Raw genomic sequence first — 24,872 nt, 5'->3', positions numbered from 1 at the left:
ACATGTCGGTCGTCGCGCCTACCGTGGAAGGTATGCCCAGGAGCAGCAGTCCGGCCAGTAAACCCCGCGCCTCCGCGTCGGGCTCCTCGGCGCGCGCGAAGAAAGCCGAGCCGACGCCACGCCGCAAGGCCGAACCCGCCCCCCAGCGCTACGTCGACGACGTCGACCGCCCCCCGATCGTCGTCCGGGCGTGGCTCGGACTGGCCCACGTCGCGGGGGGCATGTTCCGGGCGTTCGGGTCGGAGTCGCTCGAGAAGGATCAGCGCCGCGACGGGTTCCCGTTCCTGCTCGTCCTCATGGCGATCGCCGGCGCCGTCGTCGAATGGTTCCTCATCGGAACCGAGGTCGGCACGAACATCAGCGCCTACACGGTGGGAGCTCTGATCGGCCGCGAGGCGTTCGTCTTCCCGGTGATCCTGCTTCTGCTCGCCGGGTGGCTCTTCCGGCATCCGCCCTCTGTGCACGACAACGGGCGTATCGGGATCGGAGCCGGACTTTTCGTCCTGGCGGTCGCGGGCTTCTGCCACGTCGTCGCGGAGCGGCCGCAGCCCAGCCAGGGCCTTACCGCCTTGAGCGCCGCGGGCGGTCTCTTCGGCTGGGCGATCGGCGAGCCGCTGACGGTCCTCACCGAGATCGGTGCGGGCATCGTCCTCGGCCTCCTGGCGCTGTTGAGCGTGTTGATCCTCACCAAGACGCCGCCGAACCGCATCGGCCGCCGGCTCGGCGACCTGTACGCATGGATGTTCGGCGCGGAACGCGTCGAACGGGGCGCGACGTCGGATGCGGGCACGACCGGCCCGACGGTCGCCTTTGATGCTCCCGCGGACGAGGGGGAGTCGCTGCCGTGGTGGCGGCGCAACAAGTCCGGCCGCGAGGAGGACGCCGACGGCGGCCTGGGTGCCGACGACCTGACGGCGCTCCTGGAAGCCAGCGGTGACGGCAGCTTCGACAACCCCGTCACCACCCCGACGCCCGAGGTGATGCCCGACGCGGTGACCGAGATCATCGCGCCCGCCGCGCCGCGCACGCCCGGCCGCAAGCGCGACGCTGCAGCGGGCGAGGTCCCGCCGGTGCCACCGCTGCCCGACTTCGTGGCCGCCAACCTCGACTCGGTCGACCCGGATGCCGCCGACTACCGCCTCCCGTCCGCCGACGCTCTCGCGGCCGGCACGCCGCACAAGGCCCGGTCCGAGGCCAACGACGCCATGGTCCGCGCGATCATGGGCGTCTTCGAGCAGTTCTCGATCGACGCGAAGGTGACCGGGTTCTCGCGTGGGCCGACGGTGACCCAGTACGAGATCGCGCTCGGGTCCGGGGTGAAGGTCGAGCGGATCACCGCCCTCACCAACAACATCGCCTATGCGGTGGCATCGAACGAGGTGCGCATCCTCGCCCCGATCCCGGGCAAGAGCGCGATCGGCGTCGAGATCCCGAACACCGACCGCGAGATCGTGACCCTCGGCGACGTGCTGCGCTCGCCCAACGCCCAGCAGGCGACGCATCCCATGACGATCGGCATCGGCAAGGACGTCGGCGGCGGTTACGTTGTGGCGAACCTGGCGAAGATGCCCCACCTCCTGGTGGCGGGCTCGACCGGCTCCGGTAAGTCCAGCTTCGTGAACTCGATGATCACGAGCCTGCTCATGCGTGCCAAGCCGTCGGACGTCCGCATGGTGCTGATCGACCCGAAGCGGGTGGAGCTGACGTCGTATGCGGGCGTGCCGCACCTGATCACCCCCATCATCACGAACCCCAAGAAGGCAGCCGAAGCGCTGCAGTGGGTCGTGAAGGAGATGGACATGCGGTACGACGACCTCGCGTCGTTCGGCTTCCGCCACATCGACGACTTCAACAGGGCGGTCGTGGCGGGCGAGATCCAGCTCCCCGCCGGCAGCGAGCGCGTGCTGAAGCCCTATCCGTACCTCCTCGTCGTCGTCGACGAGCTCGCCGATCTCATGATGGTCGCCCCTCGCGACGTCGAGGACTCGATCGTCCGCATCACGCAGCTCGCCCGCGCCTCCGGCATCCACCTCGTCCTCGCGACGCAGCGCCCGTCGGTCGACGTCGTCACGGGACTCATCAAGGCGAACGTGCCGTCGCGACTCGCGTTCGCGGTGACGAGCGTCACGGACTCCCGCGTCATCCTCGATCAGCCTGGAGCCGATCGTCTGATCGGGCAGGGTGACGGGCTCTTCCTGCCGATGGGCGCCTCCAAGGCGGTCCGCGTGCAGGGCGCCTGGGTGGCCGAGAAGGAGATCGAGAAGGTCGTCGCCCACGTCAAGAACCAGGCGCGTCCCGAGTACCGCAAGGACGTCGAGGCGATCGTCGAGAAGAAGGAGATCGACGCCGACATCGGCGACGACCTCGAGCTCCTCCTGGCCGCGGCCGAGCAGATCATCACGACCCAGTTCGGATCGACGTCGATGCTGCAGCGCAAGCTCCGTGTCGGGTTCGCCAAAGCGGGCAGGCTCATGGACCTCCTCGAAGCGCGGGAGATCGTCGGACCATCCGAGGGATCGAAGGCCCGCGACGTCCTCGTGACGCCCGACGAGCTGCCCGCCGTCCTCGCCCGTCTGCGCGGCGAGGAGCCTCCCGCCGATGCGGCCCCGGTTTCGACGCCTGCGGCCGATCCCTACGGCCCCGATGCGGTGACGCAGCAGTTCGAGGGGTACGAGGTCGTCGAGTCCGAAGGGGACGAGGATGCCTGGGGTCTCACGGGTCGCGACTGAGACCGACGACCCGACCGCTCGGTAGGCTCGATCCGTGACGATTCCCCGGCAGTTACCGAATGCCATCACGATCGTGCGCATCCTGTGCGCGCCCGTGTTCGTCTGGATGCTTCTCGCCGACGGCGGGGCGGACGGTCCCCTTCGCTGGGGGGCGGCTGCTCTGTTCATCGTCGCGATCGCGTCGGACGGCATCGACGGGTACCTCGCCCGCCGCTACGACATCGTCACGGACCTCGGCAAGCTCCTCGATCCGATCGCGGACAAGGTCCTCACCGGCGCCGCCTTCGTCTCCCTCTCGGTCCTCGGCGAGCTGCCGGTGTGGATCGTCGTCCTGGTCCTCGTCCGCGAGCTCGGCATCACGGTGCACCGTCTGGTCGTCGCCACCGACCACGTCGTCGCCGCGGCGTGGATGGGCAAACTGAAGACGGTCGCGCAGGCGGTCGCGCTCTCGCTCGCGCTGCTCCCTCTGTGGACGGTCGTGGGGGAGTGGATCCATGTCGTCAACGCGATCACCATGACGGTCGCCGTGGTGCTGACCGTCGCCAGCGGTGTCGACTACGTCGTCACCGCCATCCGGGCGCGGCAGCCTCGGAGGGCATGATGCGTCGGACACCGAGCGAGCTCCCCGAGGAGTTGGAGGAGACCGCGGTCGCGAGCGGCCCGAGGTCCGAACCGGAGCGCCTCGTCGAGCGACTCAAGGAGCTCGGGTGGACCCTCGGGATCGCCGAGTCGCTCACCGGCGGTCTCGTCGCGGCATCCGTCGTCGCCGTCCCCGGTGCCTCCGCCGTGTTCCGCGGCGGCATCGTCGCCTACGCGACCGACCTCAAAGAGCGTCTGCTCGGCGTCGACGAGACACTGCTCGAGGCACACGGGCCGGTGCATCCGCGGGTCGCACGTCAGATGGCCGATGGCGTCCGTCGTGCGGTGGGGGCCGACGACCCCGCCGACGTCGGAATCGCCACGACGGGGATCGCCGGCCCGGTGTCGACGGACGGTCAGCCGGTGGGCACCGTGCACATCGCCGTCTCGACGCCCCTCGGGTCCCGGGTCGAATCGCTCCTCCTGGAGGGGGACCGGGACGAGATCCGCACCGCCGCGACGGCGCACGCGATCGCCCTCGCCGTCGATGCCCTCTGAGCCGGGAATAGCCCTCGTTCCGAGCATGTTACGTATCGGTGATTCCCATCCATTCCCCAGCGCTCGGGGTCTAGGGTGACATCGAACGTGTTGTACCGTGGTTCCCCCGCAAGGGATTCGGTGGATCGCAGCAGAGGGAGGGCCCACGCATGATCCTGGTTCGTCAAGAGATCGGTGACGTCCTCCGCGACTTCCGTCTGCAGAAGGGGCACACGCTCCGTCAGGTGTCGGGCAGGGCCAGCGTCGCCCTGGGGTACCTCAGCGAAGTCGAGCGCGGTCAGAAGGAAGCGTCCAGCGAGATCCTCGCGGCCGTCGCCGAGGCCCTCGATGTCCCCATCTCCGCCATCATGCGCGAGGTGGGTGAGCGCATCTCCGTCCTGGAGGGGCTGCACTCGTTGAGCGACGTCGTCCCCGACGACCTCGCCTCGCTGGGGGAGGATGTCTCCGCCCCCGAGCTGTCGCTGCGCTGACGGTCGATGCGCCACAGCGAGTTCGATCGCGCCGTTGCCGATGAGTTCGGCGCGGGCGGCGCGGCTCTCGTGTCCGACCTGGTGCTGTCGGCCGTGGGGAACAGGACGGCGCGCGAAGCCCTCTCCGCGGGCGTTCCGCCCCGGGAGGTCTGGTACGCGCTCTGCGCCGAGACGGACGTCCCCGTCTCCCGTCGACACGGTGCCGGAAGGCTCGACCCGCGTCGCTGATCGGCGTGTCGCATCGAAGATGCGTTCGATCCGGGCGTAGTGTCCTTCACAGCGGGTGTCGTAGGCACGTCATCCACGGAAGCAGGATCCGACACCTCGATGTCGGAGGGTCCTCCTAACGTGAAGACCGTCAAATGACACCCCCGCCCTGTCGCAGAATCCGAACCGTCGGTGACGATCGCGACAGCCTATGGGCGACGGAATCGCGAGCACGAAGGAGCACGACATGCCATCACCTGCCGACCGCGAGAAGGCCCTCGAATCGGCCCTCGCCCAGATCGACCGCCAGTTCGGCAAGGGATCGATCATGCGACTGGGGAGCGATGAGCGCGCTCCTGTCGAGGTCATTCCGACCGGCTCGATCGCGCTCGACGTCGCGCTCGGCATCGGCGGGATCCCGCGCGGTCGCGTCGTCGAGATCTACGGTCCGGAGTCCTCCGGTAAGACGACCCTGACCCTCCACGCCATCGCCAACACTCAGCGTGCCGGTGGCATCGCGGCCTTCATCGATGCGGAGCACGCGCTCGACCCCGGCTACGCCGAGAAGCTGGGCGTCGACATCGACGCGCTGCTCGTCTCTCAGCCCGACACGGGTGAGCAGGCGCTCGAGATCGCCGACATGCTGATCCGTTCGGGGGCCATCGACCTCGTCGTGATCGACTCCGTCGCCGCGCTCGTGCCCGAGGCCGAGATCAAGGGCGAGATGGGCGACTCGCACGTGGGTCTTCAGGCCCGCCTCATGTCCCAAGCGCTGCGCAAGATCACCGGTGGTCTGAACCAGACGAAGACCACCGCGATCTTCATCAACCAGCTCCGCGAGAAGATCGGTGTCTTCTTCGGCTCGCCCGAGACGACCGCGGGTGGCAAGGCGTTGAAGTTCTATGCGTCCGTCCGCCTCGACATCCGTCGCATCGAGACCCTGAAGGATGGTTCCGAAGCCGTCGGCAACCGTACGCGCGTCAAGGTGGTCAAGAACAAGATGGCGCCGCCGTTCAAGCAGGCGGAGTTCGACATCCTCTACGGCGTCGGGATCTCGCGCGAGGGCAGCCTCATCGACTTCGGCGTCGAGCACGGGATCGTCAAGAAGTCCGGTGCGTGGTACACCTACGAAGGCGAGCAGCTCGGTCAGGGCAAGGAGAACTCCCGCAACTTCCTGCTCAAGAACACCGATGTCGCTGCGGAGATCGAGATGAAGATCAAGCAGAAGCTCGGCATCGGTCAGCCGAAGCCGGCCACGGAGGACGCTGCGTCCTCCGACGAGCTGGCGGCTCGCCGCCCGGCCTGATCGTGACGGACGCGAACGGGGGCGAGCGGGACGCGCTCGCCCCCGTCATCCCGCTCTTCGGGAAGCGAGTCGAGCAGCACGCTGCTCCGGCCGACGACGCGGAGAACAGACAGTGGCACGCGACCTGGATCGGCGAGCGATCGGAATCGGAGCGAACCGCCGCGCGCGCCGCACACCCGGCAACAGGCAACGTTCCGATCGTCGTTCCGGCGGAGGACGACGACACTGCAGCGTTGGCCGAGCGGGTGTTGTTGCGCAAGCTCCGGACGCGGTCGTTGTCGGTGCGTGAAGCACGGTCCGTCCTGCGCGAACACGACCTCGACGAGGTGACATCCGACGGCATCATCGACCGGTTCGTCTCGCTGGGATACCTCGACGATGCGGCTCTTGCAGAGCAGCTCATCGACAAGGCCACCTCGCGCAACGCGCAGGGGCGGCAGGCCATCGCGCAGACACTCGGTCAGCGGGGCATTCCGCGCGAGGTCGTCGATGACGCGCTCGCGGCGTTGCCGGACGATGAGACGGAGCGGGCGCTCGAGTTCGCGCGGTCCAAAGCGCGCGGCCTGGCGGACGTGGAGCGGGATGCCGCTGTGCGGCGCCTCGCCGGTCAGCTCGCGCGCAGGGGGTACGGCGCCGTCGCGTTATCGGTGGCGCGCCAGGCGCTCGATGAGCTCAGCGCACCTGCGCGGCGCGGGGTTCGTTTCGAGCCGTGACTCCCGTGTGAACGACGTCGTGGCGGCGCCCGGTCTGCCAGACTCGGTCGCACGTGCGCGTGGCACGTCGGGAAGGGCGTGCTGTGGCGATCGAGGTCGAGGGACTCGTGAAGTCCTACCGGGCGGTGCGGGCTGTGGACGGCATCTCGCTCAGCGTCCCCGACGGGCAGCTCTTCGCGTTCCTCGGGGCCAACGGTGCGGGCAAATCGACCACAATCGGATGCCTCACGACCCTGCTGCGAGCGGATGCCGGTCGGGTCCGGGTCGCGGGCCGCGATGTCGTCGCGGACGGTGAGGCGGTTCGCGCCGCCATCGGCGTCGTGTTCCAACGGTCGCTGCTCGACGACGCCCTCACCGTGCGTGAGAACCTTGCGCTCCGGGCGACCCTCTCGGGTGTCTCCCGGCGACGTTTCGCCGCCCGCCTCGCCGAACTGTCGGAACTGATCGAGTTGGAGGACGTCCTGGGGCGCCCGTACGGCCGGCTCTCCGGCGGTCAGCGTCGTCGGGCGGACATCGCGCGCGCCCTCCTCCACGATCCGGCGATCCTCTTCCTCGACGAGCCCACGGCGGGACTCGACCCGGCGAGCAGGGTGGCGGTCTGGAGCGCCATCGGCGGACTCCGCCGGGAGCGCGGTCTCACCGTCTTCCTGACGACGCACTACATGGAGGAGACGGAGGAGGCCGATCAGGTGAGCATCATCGACTCCGGCCGCATCGTCGCCGAAGGGACGCCGACCGAGCTCCGAGCGACGTTCAGCCGCAGCATCCTCACCGTCACCATCGATGACCCGGCAGCCATCCTCGCGCATCCGGACGTGGACCCGGCGACGGTGGAGCGCGACGGCGAGGTGCTCGTCGTCCCCGTCGCGGGGGCGGATCAGGCGCGACGCATCCTGGCCGCCGTGGGAGACGGCGTGCGCGATTTCGAGTTCCGTCACGGGCGCATGGACGACGTGTTCCTGGCACTCACGGGCCGAGGTGTCGAGACGGAGTCCGCGGCATGAGGATCGTCGCGGCCATCGTCCGCCGCAACCTCGCCCTTTTCTTCCGCGACCGTCTCAACGTCTTCTTCTCGCTCCTGAGCGGTCTCATCCTCTTCGTCCTGTACACCCTGTTCCTCGCCCGGCTCCAGGTCGACGGCCTCGAACAGAGCCTCCCGCGTGCCACACGGGGCGACATCGAGGCCTTCGTCGACAGTTGGATGCTGTCGGGCATCGTCCTGCTCACGACGGTCACCTCGGGGATCGGCGCCGTCTCGGTGTTCGTGGACGATCGGGCGACGGGGCGGTTCGGGGACTTCCTCGTCGCGCCGATCCGCCGCACGCACCTCGTGCTCGGCTATCTGATCTCGTCGGTGACCGTCGCCGTCCTCATGTCGGGCATCATCTTCGTCCTCACCCTCCTCCACCTCGGGTTCGTCCGCGGGACGTGGCTGGCCGCGGGGCAGATCGCCGCGGCCCTCGGCGCGATGCTCCTGTGCTGCGCGGCGTTCACGACCCTGGGATGCTTCGGCGCGTCGTTCCTGACCACCACCGGTGCCTACTCGGCGTTCTCCACCGTCGTGGGCACGGTGCTCGGCTTCGTCGCCGGCTCCTACATCCCGGTCGGGTCGCTGCCGGACACGGTCGCGGACGTCATCAACGCGCTGCCGTTCGCCCAGGGGGCGATGCTCCTGCGTCGACCCTTCACCGACGAGACGCTCCGAACGGTGACGGACGGCAGCACGACGGCGCTCGCCGATCTGAGGGACTTCTACGGCATCGACATCGCGGTCGGATCCGCGTCGGTGCCCGCCTGGGCGGCCGTCACGATCCTGCTCGCCGTCGCCGTCGTCTTCAGCGCGATCTCGGCCGGCCGCATCCGCTCACTCCTGCGCTGAGCGTCACCGCCGCCCGCACGGGACGCGGCTCGTAGAATGGCCTGATCATGACCAGCCCTTCCGCTGCCCCCACCCTCATCGCCCCGTCCGATGCCGCCGTCGGTGCGGACGGCCGTCCCCGCACCTACGAGGTGCGAACGTTCGGGTGCCAGATGAACGTCCACGACTCCGAGCGGCTCTCGGGCTCGCTCGAGTCGGCCGGCTACGTCCGCGCCGATGCGGGGACCGAAGCCGACGTCGTCGTCATCAACACGTGCGCCGTCCGCGACAACGCCGCCGGCAAGCTCTACGGCACGCTGGGGCACCTGAAGAGCCGCAAGGACAAGCACGACGGCATGCAGATCGCCGTCGGCGGATGCCTCGCGCAGATGGACAAGGATGCCGTCCAGCAGAAGGCCCCCTGGGTCGATGTCGTCTTCGGCACCCACAACATGGGGTCGCTCCCCAGTCTTCTCGAGCGCGCGCGGCACAACGGCGAGGCGGAGCTCGAGATCCTCGAGTCGCTCGAGGTGTTCCCCTCGACCCTCCCCACCAAACGCGACTCCGCCCACAGCGGCTGGGTCTCGATCTCGGTGGGATGCAACAACACCTGCACCTTCTGCATCGTCCCGAGCCTGCGCGGTAAGGAGAAGGACCGTCGCCCGGGAGACATCCTCAACGAGATCCGTCTGCTCGTGGAGGACGGCGCCATCGAGGTCACCCTGCTCGGTCAGAACGTCAACAGCTACGGCGTCGAGTTCGGCGACCGCCAGGCCTTCAGCAAGCTGCTGCGGGCAGCCGGCGAGATCCCCGGCCTCGAGCGCGTGCGCTTCACGAGCCCGCATCCGGCCGCCTTCACCGACGACGTGATCGACGCGATGGCCGAGACGCCTGCCGTCATGCCGCAACTCCACATGCCGCTGCAGTCGGGCTCCGACCGCATCCTCAAGGCGATGCGCCGCTCGTACCGCAGCGAGCGCTTCCTCGGCATCCTCGATCGTGTGCGCGAGAAGATGCCGCACGCCGCCATCTCGACGGACATCATCGTCGGCTTCCCGGGTGAGACGGATGAGGACTTCGAGGACACCATGCGTGTCGTCGAGCAGGCGCGGTTCGCCGGCGCGTTCACCTTCCAGTACTCGATCCGCGAGGGCACCCCCGCGGCGACCATGCCCGACCAGGTTCCGAAGGAGGTCGTGCAGGAGCGTTACAACCGCCTCGTCGCGCTCCAGGAGCGGATCTCGCTCGAGGAGAACCAGGCCCAGCTCGGTCGCACCGTCGAGGTGCTCGTGTCCACGGGTGAGGGGAAGAAGGACGCCGCGACCCGGCGCCTGACCGGCCGTGCCGAGGACAACCGCCTCGTGCACTTCGAGGTCCCCGAGGGGTCGCCCACGCCGCGTCCCGGCGATGTCGTCACGACGGTGATCACGCACGCCGCACCGTTCCACCTCCTGGCCGACAGCCCGGAGGGGGCGCCGCTGCGCATCCGTCGCACCCGCGCCGGAGACGCGTGGGATCGCGCGCAGGCCGACTCGTGCGGCGTGCCGGCTCCCGCAGGCGACGCGGGCCCGCGCGCCGTGTCGCTCGGGCTGCCGGTCCTGCGCACCGCCACCCCCGGACTCTGACCCCGTGGGCGCCCCGCGCCTGTGGGTCATCGTCGGGGCGACCGGCACCGGCAAGACCTCCCTCTCGCTGGATCTCGCCGAGGAGCTGACGCGTCGCGGGCGGCGAGCCGAGATCGTCAACGCCGACGCGATGCAGCTGTACCGGGGGATGGACATCGGTACGGCCAAACTCCCACCGGGGGAGCGTCGCGGCATCCCGCATCATCTCTTCGACGAGTTCGAGGTCACGGAGGATGTGGCGGTCGCCGTGTACCAGGAGCGTGCGCGGGCGGCGATCCGCGGGATCTTCGACCGCGGCGGCGATGCGATCCTCGTCGGCGGATCCGGGCTCTACGTCTCGAGCGTCGTCTTCGATTTCCGCTTCCCCCCGCGCGACCCGGCCCTGCGCGCGCGCCTCGAGGCCGATCTCGAGCAGAACGGGGCCGAGGCGCTGATCGGCCGCATCCGCGAGGTCGACCCGGGTACCGCCGACCGTCTCGACCCGCGCAACGGTCGACGCGTCGTGCGCGCCCTCGAGGTGCTTCTCCAGGGTGCCGACACGCACGGGGCTGCGCTTCCCGACGCGCCCGTGCTGTGGCATCCCGGCACCGCCATCATCGGCGTACGGCTCGACCGCGCGGCGCTCGTCGACCGGCTCGATGAGCGGGTGCGGGGGATGTGGCGCGAGGGGCTGCTCGCCGAGGTGGAGTCCCTCCGTGCGCGAGCACTCGAGTCGGGCCCGACCGCGCCCCGGGCGATCGGATACGCGCAGGCCCTGGCGCAGCTGTCGGGCCGTATGACCGAGGAGGAGGCCGTCAGCGAGACGCAGGCGCTCACCCGCCGCTACGCGCGTCGCCAGGTGTCGTGGTTCCGCCGTTACCCCGACATCCGCTGGGTGGATGCCGGGGCGCCCGCCGAACGGCTGCTCGACGACCCTCCGGTACGCTCCTGACCGGCGACGCCCCAGCCCCCGCGCCTAGACTGGACGGGTGTCGACGATCGCATTCACCAAGGGCCACGGGACGGGCAACGACTTCGTCGTGGTCGCCGATCCCGACGGTCGGCTCGAGCTGACGGGTGAGCAGGTCGCCGCGCTCACCGATCGTCGCTTCGGCATCGGTGGCGACGGACTGCTGCGAGTCGTCCGCTCCTCGGCGATCGATGCGGGTGCCCAGACGCCCGACGCCGAGTGGTTCATGGACTACCGCAACGCCGACGGATCCATCGCCGAGATGTGCGGCAACGGGGTTCGCGTCTTCGTGAAGTACCTGCTCAGCGCCGGGTTAGCGACGCTCGCCCCCGGCGAGACGCTCCGGATCGGCACGCGCGCCGGGACGAAGACGGTCACCCTCGCCGACAACGGCTTCGAGGTCGACCTCGGACTCTGGCGTCCGACCGCCGACGAGGTGCTGGTGCGCGCCCGAGGGCTCAAGGTCGCCCGACCCGGGCTCGGGATCGACGTCGGCAACCCGCACGTGGTGGTCGCCCTGTCGAGCGAGGACGAGCTCGCGGGTCTCGATCTCTCTGTGCAGCCTCTTCTCGATCCGGTGCCGACGGCCGGAGCGAACGTCGAGTTCGTCGTTCCCGAGGAGCCGCTCGTCACCGACGGTGTGGGTGCGATCCGGATGCGGGTGTTCGAGCGCGGTGTCGGCGAGACCCTGTCCTGCGGTACCGGGGTCGCGGCATCCGCGCTCGCCGTCCGTCACTGGGCCGGTGCCGGCGCGCCGGACCGTTGGACCGTCGACGTCCCGGGCGGCCGGCTGGGAGTGCGGGTGGTCCGAACGGATGCGGGGGAGCGCGTCCTCCTGTCGGGACCGGCATCCCTCGTCTTCTCGGGCGAGATCACGCTCGCCTGACACTCCGGGCTCGTCAGGGGAGCGGAATGGTCCCCGTCGCCGGCGAGCCGTGCCGGCGAACCTTCAGCACCCGGAAGCCACGCCCTGTCGCCGCGCGCGTGACGGAGTAGCCGCGGCCGAACGACGCTGCGAGCCAGCGCTGCAGCGAGTCGGAGCCGAGGTTGCGCTGGACGACCAGCCAGGCGTCGCTGCGCTCGGACAACCGCGGAATCCATGTCTCGAGCAGCCCGTGCAGCACGTCCTTACCCACCCGGATCGGCGGGTTGGACCGGATCGTGCGGAAAGAGACGTCCGCTGGAACATCTTCGGGCAGGACGGCGTTGACATTGGTGACGCCGAGTTCCGCCGCGTTGCGGCGGACGAGGTCGAGGGCCCGCTCGTTGACGTCGACGGCCCACACGGTCGCGTGCGGGGCGTCGAGCGCGAGTGAGAGCGCGATCGGACCCCAGCCGCATCCGAGGTCGAGCAGATGACCACCCGGCGGCGGCGGGGGAGTGTTGGCCAGGAGCACCGCCGTCCCTCCGTCGACGTGGTCGGGACTGAACACCCCGCCCGCCGTCGTGACCTCGACGTCGCGACCGGCGAGGGACACACGGATGCGGCGGAAGTTCTCGGAGCTGGACGGGGACGCGCTGAAGTAATGGTCGCTCCCCATGCGACGAGCGTAGCGGAGGCGGTCTCGGGCGCGGGAAGCTAGAGTTCACGGATGGCCGCGAGGCCGCGAAAGGATCACATGACAGACACCACCACCCCTGCCACGACGGACGAACCGGTGGACCCGGTCGACCGCGTGCTCGCGCGCGCCGAAGCGCGTTCGGGGGTGCGCGTGTTCGGCGCCGCACAGGCGTTGCAGGACGAGAGCACCGTCGCCTACGGCGACACCGACGGCGAGCAGTGGGACCGCGAGGAGCGCGCCGCGCTGCGCCGTGTGCCGGGCCTGTCCACCGAGCTCGAGGACGTCACCGAGGTCGAGTACCGCCAGCTGCGTCTGGAGAACGTCGTCCTGGTGGGTGTTTACCCGCAGGGATCGACCGAGGATGCCGAGAACTCGCTGCGCGAGCTGGCGGCGCTCGCCGAGACCGCCGGCGCCGTCGTCCTCGACGGCGTGCTGCAGCGCCGTCCGCACCCCGACCCGGCGACCTACATCGGTCGCGGCAAGGCCGCCGAGCTGCGCGACCTGGTCGTCGCCGTCGGCGCCGACACCGTCATCGCCGACACCGAGCTCGCACCCAGCCAGCGACGCGCCCTCGAGGACGTCGTCAAGGTGAAGGTGATCGACCGCACCACCGTCATCCTCGACATCTTCAGCCAGCACGCGAAGAGCCGTGAGGGCAAGGCCCAGGTCGAGCTCGCGCAGCTCGAGTACCTCCTCCCGCGTCTGCGCGGATGGGGTGACTCGATGAGCCGTCAGGCGGGTGGTCAGGTCGGTGCCGGTGGAGCGGGTATGGGATCCCGCGGTCCGGGTGAGACCAAGATCGAACTCGACCGCCGCCGCATCCGCACCCGCATGGCGATGCTCCGGCGACAGATCCGCGACTTCGCCCCCGCGCGCGATGCGAAGCGGGCCGAGCGCAAGCGCAACACGATCCCGTCGGTCGCCATCGCCGGGTACACCAACGCCGGCAAGTCGAGCCTGCTCAACAAGCTCACCAGCGCGGGAGTCCTCGTCGAGAACGCACTGTTCGCGACGCTGGACGCCACGGTGCGGCGGGCGCAGGCAGCCGACGGCCGCGTGTACACGCTGACCGACACCGTCGGATTCGTGCGCAACCTGCCGCACCAGCTCGTCGAGGCGTTCCGCTCGACGCTGGAGGAGGTGGGCGACGCCGACGTCATCGTGCACGTCGTCGACGGCTCCCACCCCGACCCCGCGGCGCAGCTCGCGACCGTCCGCGACGTCATGGGCGATGTGGGTGCGCGCTCGACGAACGAGATCGTCGTGTTCAACAAGGCCGACCTCATCGATCCCGACACGCGCCTCGTGCTGCGCGGTCTCGAGCCCACAGCGCACTTCGTCTCGTCGCGGACGGGGGAGGGGGTCGCCGAGCTCCGCGCGACGATCGAGGACGCCCTGCCGCTGCCGGCGGTCGAGGTCCGGGCGCTCGTGCCCTACGACCGGGGCGACCTGGTCAACGCGGTCCACGAGTCCGGTCACATCCTCTCCACACGTCACGAGGAGGGCGGCACCGCCGTCCACGCCCACGTGTCCGAGCGGCTCGCCGCGGAACTGGCCCCGTTCACCCGCTGAGCGCGCCGGCGATCACTCGAGTGTGATCGCCGGGACGCCCGGCGTCTCGAAGCCGAACACCCGGCCGAGGAAGGCGAGCTCGGACTCGAGCGCGTGGATCACGGTCTCGGCGCGCCGGAAGCCGTGTCCCTCGCCGCCGTACAGCACGTAGGCGTGAGGCACGCCCTTCGCCGCCAGCGCATCTCGGATCGCCTCCGCTTGCGAGGGCGGCACCACGGCGTCCTCGGCGCCCTGCAGCAGCAGGACCGGCACGCTAAAGCCATCGATGCGACCGAGCGGCGATCGTTCGAGGTAGAGCGCCTCGGCGTCGGGCAGGGGTCCGATGAGCCCGTCGAGGTAGCGGGCCTCGAAGTCGTGGGTGTCGGTCGCGAGCAGGCGCGCGTCGCCCACGCCGTACCGCGAGATCCCCGCCGCGAACACGTCGGTCCCGACGAGCGCTGCCAGGACCGTCCAGCCGCCGGCCGAACCCCCGGCGATCGCGAGGCGGGCGGCATCCGCTCGTCCCTCCGCGGCGAGGCCGGTTGCCGCAGCGGCGACGTCATCGCGGTCGACGATGCCCCACCGGCCCCGCAGACGCTCGCGGTAGGCACGCCCGTACCCGGTCGAGCCACCGTAGTTGACCTCGAGGACACCGATCCCGCGGCTCGTGAAGTAGGTGACGCGGCTGTCGGCGACGCCACCCACGTGCGCGGTCGGACCGCCGTGGACGAGGACGAGGTACGGCGGCAGTTCGCCCTCCGGCGCGGAGAAGTCCGCGTTCGTGGGCGGGTGATCGAACGCCTGCACCTCGCAGTGCGCTCCGGGCACGGTCGTCGGCCGCACGTCGGGGATCCACTCGTCTCCGAGGCCGGAGCGCGTCCCGCGGACGAGTGACGTGCTCCCGTCCGCGCCGATCTCCCAGATGCCGGTGATCCCGGGGCCTGTGCCCGAGACCAGCGTGCGCGAACCGGTCGCGTCCTCGACGACGACCCGGGACCGCGCCGGCACGTCGACGGGGGTGACCTCGCCGTCCGCGTCGATCCGGACGATCTCGTCCGCCCCGTTCGTGCGTGAGGCGACGAATCCTCCGTTCGCGAGCGGGACGTACCACCGGGCTCCGAGCACCCACAGCCCGCCGCCCGTGTCGGCGTCGACGGGCGCCACCGGCGTCGAGCCGTCGACGGATGCCGTGTCCCACCGTCGGAGGTTCCACCGCCCGGTCGGCTCGTCGATGTAGACGAGGCGGCCGGCGGCATCCCACTCCGGCTGCAGTGCAGCGGTCTCGCCCGACGTCACCGCCTCCCACGTCGACACGACGCCGTCGCGCACGTCGCCGACGCGGATCTGCGTACGGTCCCAGGGCATGTCGGGGTGGTCCCATGCGACCCAGGCCAGCCGCCGGCCGTCGGCGGACAAGGCCGGCTGGGCGAGGAAGTCGCTGCCGGCGACGAGCTCTCGCACCTCACCTCCCTCGAGCGGGATCGCGACGAGGGAACGACGGGGCACCGGCCCGCCGTCGTGGAGTTCGCGCACGGCCAGCAGGGTGTCCGCCTGCCAGCGGAGGCCGCCGTGCCGGGCACGGTCGTCGATCGGGGTGAGCGCGACCGGCTCGCCGCCCGGGCGCAGCATCCACACGCGCTGGTCGCTCTTCTCGACGAAGAACACCCGGCCGTCATCGGTGGCGGTCCACGATCCGCCGCCGTACTCGTGCACCCGGGACCGGGCGTTCCACGGCGCCGGCAGGACGTCGACGGTCGTGCCGTCGGCGGCCGTCCGACGCACCGCGGTCCGACCGCCTTCGTCGGGCAAGGACTCGCCCCACCAGATCTCCTCTCCCACGAACCGCGCGCCGTCGTACCGTGCGGCGGTCGCGGCGGCGTCGGCGGCGGACAGCGGCGAGATCCAGGAACCGTACGGGGCGATCGTCGTCATGGCTCCACGCTACGCGGCAGCGTGCACCGAAACCGGGCGTCACATCCGTGTCCCGCGCGACGCCGGCGTGGCAGCATGAGGGCATCACCAGCGGCCCGGCGACCCCGGGCCCGGAGCGACAGCCGAGCCCGGCACCCGCCCGCGATGTCCCCGCACCCGTGCGTGCGGTCCGCGGCCGCCAGGCCTTCCGATCCGTCTCCGGAGTACCGCCATGTCGATCATCCAGCCCCCGTCGATCACGACGGTGCCGGTCTCGTTCGAGGTCTATCCGCCGCGCACCGACGCGTCCTACGCCGCCCTGTACGAGACGATCGACCGGCTGGCGGCGGTCGACCCGGCGTTCATCTCCGTCACCTACGGCGCCGGCGGCTCTGAGCGGGGTCGCTCCCTCGAGGTGCTCACGCACATCCTCCGCGAGACCCGCGTCGAGCCGCTCGCCCACCTGACCTGCATCGGCAGCTCCTACGCCGAGGCGACCTCCCTCATCAAGGAGTTCCTGGGCGCCGGCATCCGGTCCTTCCTCGCCCTGCGAGGCGATCCGCCGGCAGGTGTCGAGGAGGATGCGGCGGCGCTCGGCGACCTCGAGAGTGCGGCCCAACTGGTCCAGCTGATCGACCGGGTGCAGGCGGAGACCTCCCCCTACACGGAGGAGCCGATCCCGGGTGTGCCCGGGGCGGCGCGCGTCGAAGGGCGGCGCCACGTCGACATCGCCGTCGCGGCCTTCCCGAACGGCCACCCGCGCTCGCGGTATCCCGCCGAGCACATCGACGCCCTCCTCGCGAAGCAGGCCGCCGGAGCGACGCTCGCGATCACGCAGCTGTTCTTCCACGCCGACGATTACCTGGCATTCGTCGCGCGCGCCCGTGCCGCCGGCGTCGAGATCCCCATCCTGCCCGGCATCATGCCCATGACCTCACCGTCTCGGCTGCGCCGCGTGATCGAGCTCACGGGTGAGCAGGTCCCCGGGACGCTCGCCGTCGACCTCGACGTGGAACCCACGGCAGACGGCCGCCGCGAGATCGGTGTCCGCCATGCCGCCGAGCTGTGCCGCGCCGTCCTCGAGGGCGGCGCCCCCGGCATCCATCTCTACGCCTTCAACAACCACGACACCGTCCTCGCCACGCTGCGCGAGGCCGGCATCATCCCCGCCACAGAGGAGACCCCATGACCGCCTTCCCCGCCGGAACGATCCTCGGCTACCCCCGCGTCGGCCGTCGCCGCGAACTCAAGCGCGCCGTCGAGGCGCACTGGAGCGGCGCCCTCGACGAGGCGGCGCTCGAGTCCGCCGCGGCGGAGCTCCGACGCCGCACGCGTGCGCGACTGGTGGAGCTCGGTCTCGGCCGAGACGACTCGTCGATCCCCGAGACGTTCTCGTTCTACGACCAGGTCCTCGATGTCGTCGCCGCGGTCGGCGCGCTGCCCGAGCGGTTCGCCCATCTCCGCGACGCGGACGGCTCCGTGCCCCTCGCGGCGCTGTTCGCCGCGGCGCGGGGAGAGGGGGAGGCGGCCCCGCTCGAGATGACCAAGTGGTTCGACACGAACTACCACTACCTCGTGCCCGAGATCGGTCCCGAGACGCGCTTCGCACTCTCGAGCGACCGCTTCGCGCGCCAGGTGGCCGAAGCCGCGGCCGACGGTTACCTCACGCGCCCCGTACTCGTCGGACCGGTGACGTTCCTCGCACTGGCCAAGGGGACGGATGCCGCTGCCCCCGGCGCGCGCCCGCTCGAGCGCCTCGACGACCTGCTGCCCGTGTACGTCGAGCTGCTCGCCGCCCTCCGAGCGGCCGGAGCCGAGTGGGTGCAGCTCGACGAGCCCGCGCTCGTGAGCCAGTCGCTCGGGTACACCGACGAGGAGCTCGCCGAGGCCGCCGAGCGTGCGCTCGCCGTCCTGACGGCGGCGGCGGACCGACCGGCCGTGCTCGTGGCCGCCGGCTACGGCGAGCTCTCCGCGCCCGCCTGGCGTGTGCTGGCCGCCTCCGACGTCGAGGGCATCGCGATCGATCTCAGCCGAGGTGGGGTACCCGCCGTGGTCCCGGGTCTCGATGACACCGTGCTCGTTGCGGGGGTCGTCGACGGTCGGAACGTCTGGCGCGGCGACCTCGCCGCCGCAGCCGACGTGCTCGACGCGGTCGCCGGCCTCGGCGCCGCGGCCGTCGCCGTCGGTACGTCGACCTCGCTGCAGCACGTCCCGCACGATCTCGCGGACGAGCCCGACCTCGATCCCCGGCTCGTGTCCTGGCTCGCCTTCGCCGACCAGAAGGTCGACCAGGTGACGACCCTCGCGCGCGGACTGAGGGAGGGGCGCAAGGCGATCGCATCGGAGCTGGATGCCGCGACCGCGGCGCTCGACGACCGGAAGGCGGCGCCCGGCGTCCGTGACGGCGCGGTGCGCGAGCGGGTCCGCGCGCTCACGCCCGCCGACCGGACCCGGACGCCGTTCGGGGTGCGGGCCGCGCTGCAGGATGCCGCGCTGGATCTGCCGCCGCTCCCGACGACGACGATCGGCTCGTTCCCGCAGACCGCCGAGATCCGCCGGGCACGCGCCCGTGCGGGCCGGGGCGAGATCGACCAGGACGCTTACGAGGGGTTCCTGCGTGAAGAGATCGCGCGTGTCATCGCGCTGCAGGAGGACATCGGGCTCGACGTCCTGGTGCACGGCGAGCCCGAGCGCAACGACATGGTCCAGTACTTTGCAGAGAACCTCGACGGATTCGCCGTCACCCGCAACGGCTGGGTGCAGTCGTACGGCTCGCGCGCGACACGCCCCTCGATCCTGTGGGGGGACGTCGCCCGCCCCGCACCGATCACGGTCCCGTGGGCGGCCTACGCACAGTCGCTGTCGTCGGCGCCGGTGAAGGGCATGCTCACGGGGCCCGTCACGATCCTCGCGTGGTCGTTCGTCCGCGACGACCAGCCCCTCGGCGAGACGGCCGACCAGGTGGCGCTCGCGCTGCGTGACGAGATCGCGGACCTCGAAGGCGCGGGCATCGGCATCGTCCAGGTCGACGAGCCGGCACTGCGGGAGCTCCTGCCGCTGCGCACGGCCGCCCAGGCGGACTATCTCGAATGGTCAGTCGGCTCCTTCCGGCTCGCGACCGCGGGGGCCGTGGACCGGACCCAGATCCACACGCACCTCTGCTACTCGGAGTTCGGCGTCGTGATCGACGCGATCGCCGCGCTCGACGCCGACGTCACCTCGATCGAGGCGGCACGCAGCCGGGGAGAGGTGATCTCGGAGGTCGCGGCATCCGGCTTCGACCACGGGATCGGCCCCGGCGTCTACGACATCCATTCGCCTCGGGTTCCCTCCGTCGACGAGGTCTCCTCGCTGCTCGAACGCGCCGTCGCCGAACTCGACGTCCGGCGCCTCTGGGTCAATCCCGACTGCGGTCTGAAGACGCGCGGCTACGACGAGACCGTCGCGTCCCTCCGCCACATCGTCGCGGCTGCACGCGCCGTCCGCGCCGAGGTGAGCGCCGGGGTCTGAGGCCGGAACGACGAGAGGGGGATGCCGTGCGGCATCCCCCTCTCGTCGTCGTGCCGCGTCAGACGGCGCGGAGGACCGCCACGACCTTGCCGAGGACGACGGCGTCGTCGCCGAGGATCGGTTCGAAGGCAGAGTTGCGGGGGAGGAGCCAGGTGTGGCCGTCTCGCTGGCGGAAGGTCTTCACCGTCGCCTCGCCGTCGAGCATGGCGGCGACGATCTCGCCGTTGTCGGCTGTGGCCTGCGACCGGACGACGACCCAGTCGCCGTCGCAGATGGCCGCATCGATCATCGAGTCGCCCGACACCTTGAGCATGAACAGCTCACCCTTGCCGACGAGCTGCCGGGGAAGAGGGAAGATCTCCTCGACCTGCTGGTCGGCGGTGATGGGCACACCCGCGGCGATCCTGCCGACGAGGGGCACCATTGCCGCATCGCCGACGCTCGGTGCCGTGTCGGCGGGATTCTCGCCGGCTGCGCCGGGCAGGTCGATGAGCACCTCCATCGCGCGCGTCTTGCCGGGGTCACGGCGGAGGTATCCGCTCAGCTCGAGCTGATTGAGCTGATGGGTGACGCTCGACAGCGACTTGAGCCCGACGGCGTCGCCGATCTCGCGCATGCTCGGCGGGTAGCCGTGGCGGGCGATGGAGCGCTGGATGACCTCGAGGATGGCGAGCTGCTTGTCGCTCAGCCTCTTGCGCCGACGCGTCTGCGGCTTGTCGCTCATGTCGTTCCTTTCGTCCCCCGAGGGTCCCGCCGGGAGCACTCGCCTTCGAATGTCGGAGGTTGGTGATGGGCTCTGGTCATCGAAACCGTATCCGGTCTCGATCGGATCGCCCCGCAGCCGACCGCGTGTCGTCTTCGATCGATCTGCGGACAACCGAACCCTTGACAGTCTACGAATATCGAAGATAGATTCGGAAGAGAACTTCGCACCCGTCCATCCCGGCCGATGGGCGGGGGCGAAGATCTCATCTGACCGGGGTCACCCCGAGGAGGACACCATGAACCCGACCATCGCCATCAGCACCGCTCCCGTCGTCCGCACGCGCCTGCGTCTCACGGCGCGCGGCCGTCGCGTCCTGGCGGCAGTCGCCGCGCTTCCGGCGGTCGTCGCGTTGGGTGTGGGCATCCTCTCCGGTGGCGGCGCCCTCGCGAGCGGCGAGGCCGGGGCCTCGTCCGGGTCGTTCGACACCGTGACCGTGATGCCCGGCGAGTCGCTGTGGAGCATCGCCCAAGACATCGCGCCCGACAGCGATCCGCGCGACGTGATCGACGAGATCGTGCGGCTCAACGCGCTGTCGTCGTCCGCGGTCGATGCCGGGCAGTCGCTCGCGATCCCCGCTGCCTTCTCTGCGCAGACGGGCGAGTAGGGTCGCGCCACGTCCTACGATGGCGGGGTGAGTGCCAGTCTCGACGACCTCCCCCTCCGCGACGACCTTCGCGGCAAGATCCCGTACGGCGCGCCGCAGGCGTCCCTGCCCGTGACCCTGAACGTCAACGAGAACACCCATCCGGTTCCCGAAGACGTCGCGGACGACATCCTCGACGGAATCGCCCAGGCGCTGCGCGACATCAACCGGTACCCCGATCGCGAATTCACGGCCCTTCGAGAAGGATTCGCCGACTATCTGGGGCACGGCCTCGAACCGGATCAGATCTGGGCCGCGAACGGCTCGAACGAGGTGCTCCAGCACATCCTGCAGGCGTTCGCGGGGCCGGGGCGTACGGCGTTCGGCTTCTCGCCCACCTACTCCATGTACCCCCTGCTCACCGGGGCGACCGGTGCGACGTACGTCAGCGGGACGCGGGGCGACGACTTCACCCTCACCGCGGCGGATGCGGCCGAGCAGATCGAACGCGCACAGCCCGACGTCGTGTTCCTGTGCTCCCCGAACAATCCCACGGGGACGCCCCTGCCCCTCGATGTGATCGAGGCGGTGTACGAGGCTTCGCGCGGCATCGTCATCGTCGACGAGGCGTACCACGAATTCGCCCCCAGGGATGAGCCGTCCGCACTGACGCTCCTGCACAACCGGGAGCGACTGGTGGTCTCCCGCACCATGAGCAAGGCGTTCGCGTTCGCGGGCGCGCGCGTGGGGTACCTCGCGGCCGATCCCGCCGTCATCGACGCGCTCCGCCTCGTGCGCCTGCCGTATCACCTGAGCGCGCTGACCCAGGCCGCCGCAACGGCCGCCCTGCGACACGCGCCCACGATGCTCGGCATGGTGGACGACATCGTGGCGCAGCGCGACCGGATCTCCGCGACGCTGTCCGCGCTCGGCTATTCGCCCTACGAGAGCTGGTCCAATTTCGTCCTCTTCGGCGGTGTGGACGATCCGGCGGCGACCTGGCACGGGCTCTACGACCGCGGCATCCTCATCCGGGACGTCGGGCTGCCGCACACCCTCCGGGTCACGGCGGGCGGCGAAGACGAGTCCACCGCGTTCCTCGAAGCGCTCGCCTCCCTCTGAATCGGGGACCGTCATCGGGCGCGGGGGGCAGGTTCCGCCTCGGTAGACTCGGGGGATGAGCACCCCCGCGCCCCGCACCGCCTCCGTCCGGCGGGCGACCAGCGAGTCGACCATCGAGCTCGAGCTCGACCTCGACGGCACCGGCCAGAGCACGATCGACACGACCGTGCCCTTCTTCGACCACCTGCTCACGGCGTTCGCGAAGCACTCGCTCACAGACCTGACCGTCCGCGCGACGGGGGACACCCACATCGACGCGCACCACACCGTCGAGGACACGGCCATCGTGCTCGGCCAGGCGATCCGTCAGGCCCTCGGCGACAAGTCCGGCATCTCGCGCTACGGTGACGCGCTCGTTCCGCTCGACGAGGCCCTCGCGCAGGCTGTCGTCGACATCAGCGGGCGTCCGTACCTCGTCCACACGGGCGAGCCGGCCGGGTACGAGTTCCACCTCATCGGCGGCCACTTCACCGGAGCGCTCGTGCGCCACACGTTCGAGGCGATCGCGTTCCATGCGGGTCTCACGATGCACGTGACGCTCGTCGCCGGCCGCGACCCGCACCACATCGCCGAAGCGGAGTACAAGGCGTTCGCCCGTGCGTTCCGGCAGGCCAAGGCGCTCGATCCGTTCGTGTCCGGGATCCCCAGCACGAAGGGTGCCCTGTGACCGATGCGCCGCTCGTCGCGGTCCTCGACTACGGCTCCGGCAACGTCCACTCCGCTGTCAAGGCACTCATCGAAGCCGGTGCCGACGCGCGACTGACGAAGGATCGGGGACTCATCGCCGATGCGGCGGGTCTCCTCGTCCCGGGTGTGGGTGCCTTCTCGGCCGTGATGTCTGCGCTGCGTGCCAGCCGCGGCGACGAACTCATCGGGCGACGCCTCGCGGGCGGGATGCCGGTGCTCGGCATCTGCGTCGGCATGCAGGTGATGTTCGAGCTGGGCGTCGAGCGCGGCGTGGACACCGAGGGGCTGGGGGAGTGGCCGGGGTGCGTCACCGAACTCCAGGCGCCCGTGCTGCCGCACATGGGATGGAACACCGTGCGCGCCGGTGAGGGATCGACGCTGTTCTCCGGCCTGGAGGACGAACGGTTCTACTTCGTCCACTCCTACGGCGCGCAGGAGTGGACCCTCGACGTCATGAGGCCCTTCCGCGAGCCTGTGCTCACGTGGTGCGACTACGGCGCGCCCTTCCTCGCCGCCGTCGAGAACGGCCCGCTGTCGGCGACGCAGTTCCACCCCGAGAAGTCCGGTGCCGCCGGCATCCGTCTGCTGTCCAACTGGATCGGGTCGCTCCCCGCGTCCTAGTAACGTGTCCCTCTGTGCGCGCGCCCGGCGTCCACACCGTCCCACCCGGAGCCATGAACGAATTCGCATCCACGCCCGAACTGATCCTGCTGCCCGCTGTGGACGTCGCCGACGGCAAAGCCGTCCGCCTGACGCAGGGTGAGGCCGGCACCGAGACGAGCTACGGCGACCCCGTCGACGCCGCACAGGAGTGGGCGCGACAGGGCGCGGAGTGGATCCACCTCGTCGACCTCGACGCTGCGTTCGGCCGTGGATCGAACGCCGGCCTGCTCCGCAAGGTCATCAAGTCGCTGCGCGGGGTGAAGGTGGAGCTCTCGGGCGGCATCCGCGACGACGAGTCCCTCGACGCCGCCCTCGACTCCGGGGCGACGCGCATCAACCTGGGCACCGCGGCGCTCGAGAATCCCGAGTGGGCGGCCGACGTCATCCTCCGCTACGGCGAGGCGATCGCCGTCGGTCTCGACGTCCGCGGCACGACTCTCGCGGCGCGGGGGTGGACCCGTGACGGCGGCGACCTGTGGCAGGTGCTGGACCGGCTCGAGGATGCCGGGTGCAGCCGCTACGTGCTGACCGACGTGACCAAGGACGGTACGCTCCAGGGCCCCAACATCGAGCTGCTCCGCGAGGTCGCGGTGCGTACCGACAAGCCGGTCGTCGCCTCGGGCGGCATCTCGAGCCTCGACGACATCGCGGCGTTGCGCGAGCTCGTGCCGCTCGGCGTCGAGGGCGCCATCGTCGGCAAGGCACTCTACGCCGGTGCGTTCACGCTGGCCGAGGCCCTGGATGTCGCCGGACACTGACCCCCACTCCCACCACGCCGCGGATTCCGCCGGCGTCCCCTGGGAGGGGCGGAGCTTCCAACCCAATCCGCACAGCGGGGACGACGGACGTGCCGACCCTGCGCTGCTGGCCGCGCTGACCGCGTTCCACGCCGGAGAGGGCGATGCCGCGGCGGTGGTCGACGCCTACCGGGGTGCCCGCCTGCTGATCCCGCTCGTCGCCGAGAAGGGCGACGAGGGCGTGGGGCCGACGGGGCTCACCGTCGACAAGACGCAGGAGCTCTCGATCGTCACCGTCGCCGCGCCCGACGGGCGCCGCGTCCTGCCGGTCTTCTCGTCGGTGCAGGCGATGGGGCGGTGGGATGCCGTGGCGCGCCCGGTCCCCGCAGACGGGGTCCGCACGGCGCTGTCCGCCGCCGCGGACGACACCGACCTCATCGTGATCGACCCCGGCAGCGATACGGAGTTCGTCCTGCGGCGTCCGGCCGTCTGGGCGATCGGGCAGGGGCAGCCTTGGGAGCCGCCGCACACCTCACCCGAGGTCTTCGCCGGTCTGCAGGAGTCGATCGGTACCGAGCTGGGCGTCCTTGACCTCTCCGTCGCGACCGGAGACCCCCACTCGCGGCTGCGCGGGCCGGAGCTGATCGTGAGCCTGCACCTCGTGGAGGGTCTGGATCAGGCCGCTCTCGACGCGATCCTGCAGCGACTCGCCTCGAGGTGGGCGAGCGACGACCGCGTCGCGGTCCTCGTCGACTCGCTGACGGTCAAACTCGTCCGCGCCTGATC

At 70.6% G+C, this 24,872-nt stretch carries 24 protein-coding genes; 21 read left to right on the top strand and 3 right to left on the bottom strand.

Annotation, left to right across the window (positions count from 1 at the left end; all coding sequences use genetic code 11):
• Positions 1-32 precede the first annotated feature (32 nt).
• The 12 genes from ACIGEP_RS12885 (at position 33) to dapF (ending at position 11,880) form a co-directional block, all read left to right on the top strand.
• Positions 33-2,729 carry a DNA translocase FtsK gene (locus ACIGEP_RS12885; RefSeq protein ID WP_396662037.1) on the top strand — a complete coding sequence of 899 codons (2,697 nt, stop codon included), beginning with the start codon at positions 33-35 and terminating at the stop codon, positions 2,727-2,729.
• 34 nt (positions 2,730-2,763) lie between these two features.
• Entirely contained in the window at positions 2,764-3,330 is a 567-nt protein-coding gene (pgsA, locus tag ACIGEP_RS12880; RefSeq protein ID WP_396662036.1) for a CDP-diacylglycerol--glycerol-3-phosphate 3-phosphatidyltransferase, read from the top strand.
• Positions 3,330-3,866 carry a CinA family protein gene (locus tag ACIGEP_RS12875; RefSeq protein WP_396662602.1) on the top strand — a complete coding sequence of 179 codons (537 nt, stop codon included), beginning with the start codon at positions 3,330-3,332 and terminating at the stop codon, positions 3,864-3,866. Before pgsA ends, ACIGEP_RS12875 begins: the two co-directional genes overlap by 1 nt.
• A 149-nt stretch (positions 3,867-4,015) precedes the next feature.
• The gene (locus ACIGEP_RS12870) at positions 4,016-4,336 is read left to right on the top strand and encodes a helix-turn-helix domain-containing protein (RefSeq protein ID WP_396662035.1); all 321 of its coding nucleotides are present in this window, start codon (positions 4,016-4,018) and stop codon (positions 4,334-4,336) included.
• 6 nt (positions 4,337-4,342) lie between these two features.
• Complete coding sequence (locus tag ACIGEP_RS12865; RefSeq protein ID WP_396662034.1) at positions 4,343-4,564, top strand: DUF3046 domain-containing protein; 222 nt, start codon at positions 4,343-4,345, stop codon at positions 4,562-4,564.
• A 226-nt stretch (positions 4,565-4,790) separates the two neighbouring features.
• Positions 4,791-5,849: a recombinase RecA gene (gene recA / locus ACIGEP_RS12860; protein WP_396662033.1), complete on the top strand. Its 1,059-nt coding sequence runs from the start codon at positions 4,791-4,793 to the stop codon at positions 5,847-5,849.
• A gap of 2 nt (positions 5,850-5,851) precedes the next feature.
• Positions 5,852-6,562 (top strand): regulatory protein RecX, encoded by a 711-nt coding sequence (locus tag ACIGEP_RS12855; protein ID WP_396662032.1) that lies wholly within the window; start codon positions 5,852-5,854, stop codon positions 6,560-6,562.
• Between the two features lie 83 nt (positions 6,563-6,645).
• Positions 6,646-7,566, top strand: coding sequence for an ATP-binding cassette domain-containing protein (locus tag ACIGEP_RS12850; protein WP_396662031.1), 921 nt, complete (start codon positions 6,646-6,648; stop codon positions 7,564-7,566).
• Positions 7,563-8,441 (top strand): ABC transporter permease, encoded by an 879-nt coding sequence (locus ACIGEP_RS12845; RefSeq protein WP_396662030.1) that lies wholly within the window; start codon positions 7,563-7,565, stop codon positions 8,439-8,441. The genes ACIGEP_RS12850 and ACIGEP_RS12845 overlap by 4 nt, the downstream gene beginning before the upstream one ends.
• 47 nt (positions 8,442-8,488) lie before the next feature.
• Entirely contained in the window at positions 8,489-10,045 is a 1,557-nt protein-coding gene (miaB, locus tag ACIGEP_RS12840; protein WP_396662029.1) for a tRNA (N6-isopentenyl adenosine(37)-C2)-methylthiotransferase MiaB, read from the top strand.
• Between the two features lie 4 nt (positions 10,046-10,049).
• Positions 10,050-10,976 (top strand): tRNA (adenosine(37)-N6)-dimethylallyltransferase MiaA, encoded by a 927-nt coding sequence (gene miaA / locus ACIGEP_RS12835; RefSeq protein ID WP_396662028.1) that lies wholly within the window; start codon positions 10,050-10,052, stop codon positions 10,974-10,976.
• Positions 10,977-11,013: 37 nt separating this feature from the next.
• Positions 11,014-11,880, top strand: a complete 867-nt coding sequence (gene dapF / locus ACIGEP_RS12830; protein WP_396662027.1) for a diaminopimelate epimerase — start codon at positions 11,014-11,016, stop codon at positions 11,878-11,880.
• Between the two features lie 13 nt (positions 11,881-11,893).
• Here the strand turns inward: dapF and ACIGEP_RS12825 are convergent, their stop codons facing one another.
• Positions 11,894-12,535: a class I SAM-dependent methyltransferase gene (locus ACIGEP_RS12825; protein WP_396662026.1), complete on the bottom strand. Its 642-nt coding sequence runs from the start codon at positions 12,533-12,535 to the stop codon at positions 11,894-11,896.
• A 78-nt stretch (positions 12,536-12,613) separates the two neighbouring features.
• On the opposite strand from ACIGEP_RS12825, the gene hflX reads away from it, so the two are divergent.
• A complete protein-coding gene (gene hflX, locus ACIGEP_RS12820) occupies positions 12,614-14,128 on the top strand; it encodes a GTPase HflX (protein ID WP_396662025.1) in 1,515 nt (504 codons plus the stop codon).
• A gap of 12 nt (positions 14,129-14,140) precedes the next feature.
• On the opposite strand, the gene ACIGEP_RS12815 is transcribed toward hflX, so the two are convergent.
• Positions 14,141-16,039 (bottom strand): prolyl oligopeptidase family serine peptidase, encoded by a 1,899-nt coding sequence (locus ACIGEP_RS12815; protein ID WP_396662024.1) that lies wholly within the window; start codon positions 16,037-16,039, stop codon positions 14,141-14,143.
• Between the two features lie 211 nt (positions 16,040-16,250).
• On the opposite strand from ACIGEP_RS12815, the gene ACIGEP_RS12810 reads away from it, so the two are divergent.
• Complete coding sequence (locus tag ACIGEP_RS12810; protein WP_396662023.1) at positions 16,251-17,207, top strand: methylenetetrahydrofolate reductase; 957 nt, start codon at positions 16,251-16,253, stop codon at positions 17,205-17,207.
• Complete coding sequence (metE, locus tag ACIGEP_RS12805; RefSeq protein ID WP_396662022.1) at positions 17,204-19,528, top strand: 5-methyltetrahydropteroyltriglutamate--homocysteine S-methyltransferase; 2,325 nt, start codon at positions 17,204-17,206, stop codon at positions 19,526-19,528. Before ACIGEP_RS12810 ends, metE begins: the two co-directional genes overlap by 4 nt.
• Positions 19,529-19,586: 58 nt before the next feature.
• On the opposite strand, the gene lexA is transcribed toward metE, so the two are convergent.
• A complete protein-coding gene (gene lexA / locus ACIGEP_RS12800; RefSeq protein WP_396662021.1) occupies positions 19,587-20,252 on the bottom strand; it encodes a transcriptional repressor LexA in 666 nt (221 codons plus the stop codon).
• A gap of 277 nt (positions 20,253-20,529) precedes the next feature.
• On the opposite strand from lexA, the gene ACIGEP_RS12795 reads away from it, so the two are divergent.
• From ACIGEP_RS12795 to ACIGEP_RS12770, 6 genes are read left to right on the top strand one after another with little or no spacing between them, the layout of a single operon-like run.
• On the top strand, positions 20,530-20,898 hold the full coding sequence (locus ACIGEP_RS12795) for a LysM peptidoglycan-binding domain-containing protein (RefSeq protein WP_396662020.1): 369 nt from the start codon (positions 20,530-20,532) through the stop codon (positions 20,896-20,898).
• 27 nt (positions 20,899-20,925) lie between these two features.
• Positions 20,926-21,999: a histidinol-phosphate transaminase gene (locus ACIGEP_RS12790; RefSeq protein WP_396662019.1), complete on the top strand. Its 1,074-nt coding sequence runs from the start codon at positions 20,926-20,928 to the stop codon at positions 21,997-21,999.
• A gap of 55 nt (positions 22,000-22,054) precedes the next feature.
• Positions 22,055-22,666: an imidazoleglycerol-phosphate dehydratase HisB gene (gene hisB, locus ACIGEP_RS12785; RefSeq protein WP_396662018.1), complete on the top strand. Its 612-nt coding sequence runs from the start codon at positions 22,055-22,057 to the stop codon at positions 22,664-22,666.
• The gene (gene hisH, locus ACIGEP_RS12780) at positions 22,663-23,307 is read left to right on the top strand and encodes an imidazole glycerol phosphate synthase subunit HisH (RefSeq protein ID WP_396662017.1); all 645 of its coding nucleotides are present in this window, start codon (positions 22,663-22,665) and stop codon (positions 23,305-23,307) included. Before hisB ends, hisH begins: the two co-directional genes overlap by 4 nt.
• 53 nt (positions 23,308-23,360) lie before the next feature.
• Positions 23,361-24,107, top strand: a complete 747-nt coding sequence (gene priA / locus ACIGEP_RS12775) for a bifunctional 1-(5-phosphoribosyl)-5-((5-phosphoribosylamino)methylideneamino)imidazole-4-carboxamide isomerase/phosphoribosylanthranilate isomerase PriA (RefSeq protein ID WP_396662016.1) — start codon at positions 23,361-23,363, stop codon at positions 24,105-24,107.
• The gene (locus tag ACIGEP_RS12770; RefSeq protein ID WP_396662015.1) at positions 24,091-24,870 is read left to right on the top strand and encodes an SseB family protein; all 780 of its coding nucleotides are present in this window, start codon (positions 24,091-24,093) and stop codon (positions 24,868-24,870) included. The genes priA and ACIGEP_RS12770 overlap by 17 nt, the downstream gene beginning before the upstream one ends.
• Positions 24,871-24,872 lie beyond the last annotated feature (2 nt).

The organism is Microbacterium sp. NPDC077663 (genome assembly GCF_044542795.1).
GTDB lineage: Bacteria > Actinomycetota > Actinomycetes > Actinomycetales > Microbacteriaceae > Microbacterium.
The sequence above is the reverse complement of the archived record's forward strand: the minus strand, read 5'-3'. Positions and strand labels throughout refer to the sequence as shown.

Bases quoted from the DNA above. Each gene is read 5' to 3' on its own strand.
- ACIGEP_RS12845 (WP_396662030.1), top strand. From the start codon at position 7,563: ATGAGGATCGTCGCGGCCATCGTCCGCCGCAACCTCGCCCTTTTCTTC.
- recA (WP_396662033.1), top strand. From the start codon at position 4,791: ATGCCATCACCTGCCGACCGCGAGAAGGCCCTCGAATCGGCCCTCGCC.
- metE (WP_396662022.1), top strand. From the start codon at position 17,204: ATGACCGCCTTCCCCGCCGGAACGATCCTCGGCTACCCCCGCGTCGGC.
- ACIGEP_RS12875 (WP_396662602.1), top strand. From the start codon at position 3,330: ATGCGTCGGACACCGAGCGAGCTCCCCGAGGAGTTGGAGGAGACCGCG.
- ACIGEP_RS12870 (WP_396662035.1), top strand. From the start codon at position 4,016: ATGATCCTGGTTCGTCAAGAGATCGGTGACGTCCTCCGCGACTTCCGT.
- priA (WP_396662016.1), top strand. From the start codon at position 23,361: ATGAACGAATTCGCATCCACGCCCGAACTGATCCTGCTGCCCGCTGTG.
- ACIGEP_RS12865 (WP_396662034.1), top strand. From the start codon at position 4,343: ATGCGCCACAGCGAGTTCGATCGCGCCGTTGCCGATGAGTTCGGCGCG.
- lexA (WP_396662021.1), bottom strand. From the start codon at position 20,252: ATGAGCGACAAGCCGCAGACGCGTCGGCGCAAGAGGCTGAGCGACAAG.
- miaB (WP_396662029.1), top strand. From the start codon at position 8,489: ATGACCAGCCCTTCCGCTGCCCCCACCCTCATCGCCCCGTCCGATGCC.
- hflX (WP_396662025.1), top strand. From the start codon at position 12,614: ATGACAGACACCACCACCCCTGCCACGACGGACGAACCGGTGGACCCG.
- ACIGEP_RS12810 (WP_396662023.1), top strand. From the start codon at position 16,251: ATGTCGATCATCCAGCCCCCGTCGATCACGACGGTGCCGGTCTCGTTC.
- ACIGEP_RS12815 (WP_396662024.1), bottom strand. From the start codon at position 16,039: ATGACGACGATCGCCCCGTACGGTTCCTGGATCTCGCCGCTGTCCGCC.
- hisB (WP_396662018.1), top strand. From the start codon at position 22,055: ATGAGCACCCCCGCGCCCCGCACCGCCTCCGTCCGGCGGGCGACCAGC.
- ACIGEP_RS12795 (WP_396662020.1), top strand. From the start codon at position 20,530: ATGAACCCGACCATCGCCATCAGCACCGCTCCCGTCGTCCGCACGCGC.
- ACIGEP_RS12825 (WP_396662026.1), bottom strand. From the start codon at position 12,535: ATGGGGAGCGACCATTACTTCAGCGCGTCCCCGTCCAGCTCCGAGAAC.
- ACIGEP_RS12770 (WP_396662015.1), top strand. From the start codon at position 24,091: ATGTCGCCGGACACTGACCCCCACTCCCACCACGCCGCGGATTCCGCC.
- ACIGEP_RS12885 (WP_396662037.1), top strand. From the start codon at position 33: ATGCCCAGGAGCAGCAGTCCGGCCAGTAAACCCCGCGCCTCCGCGTCG.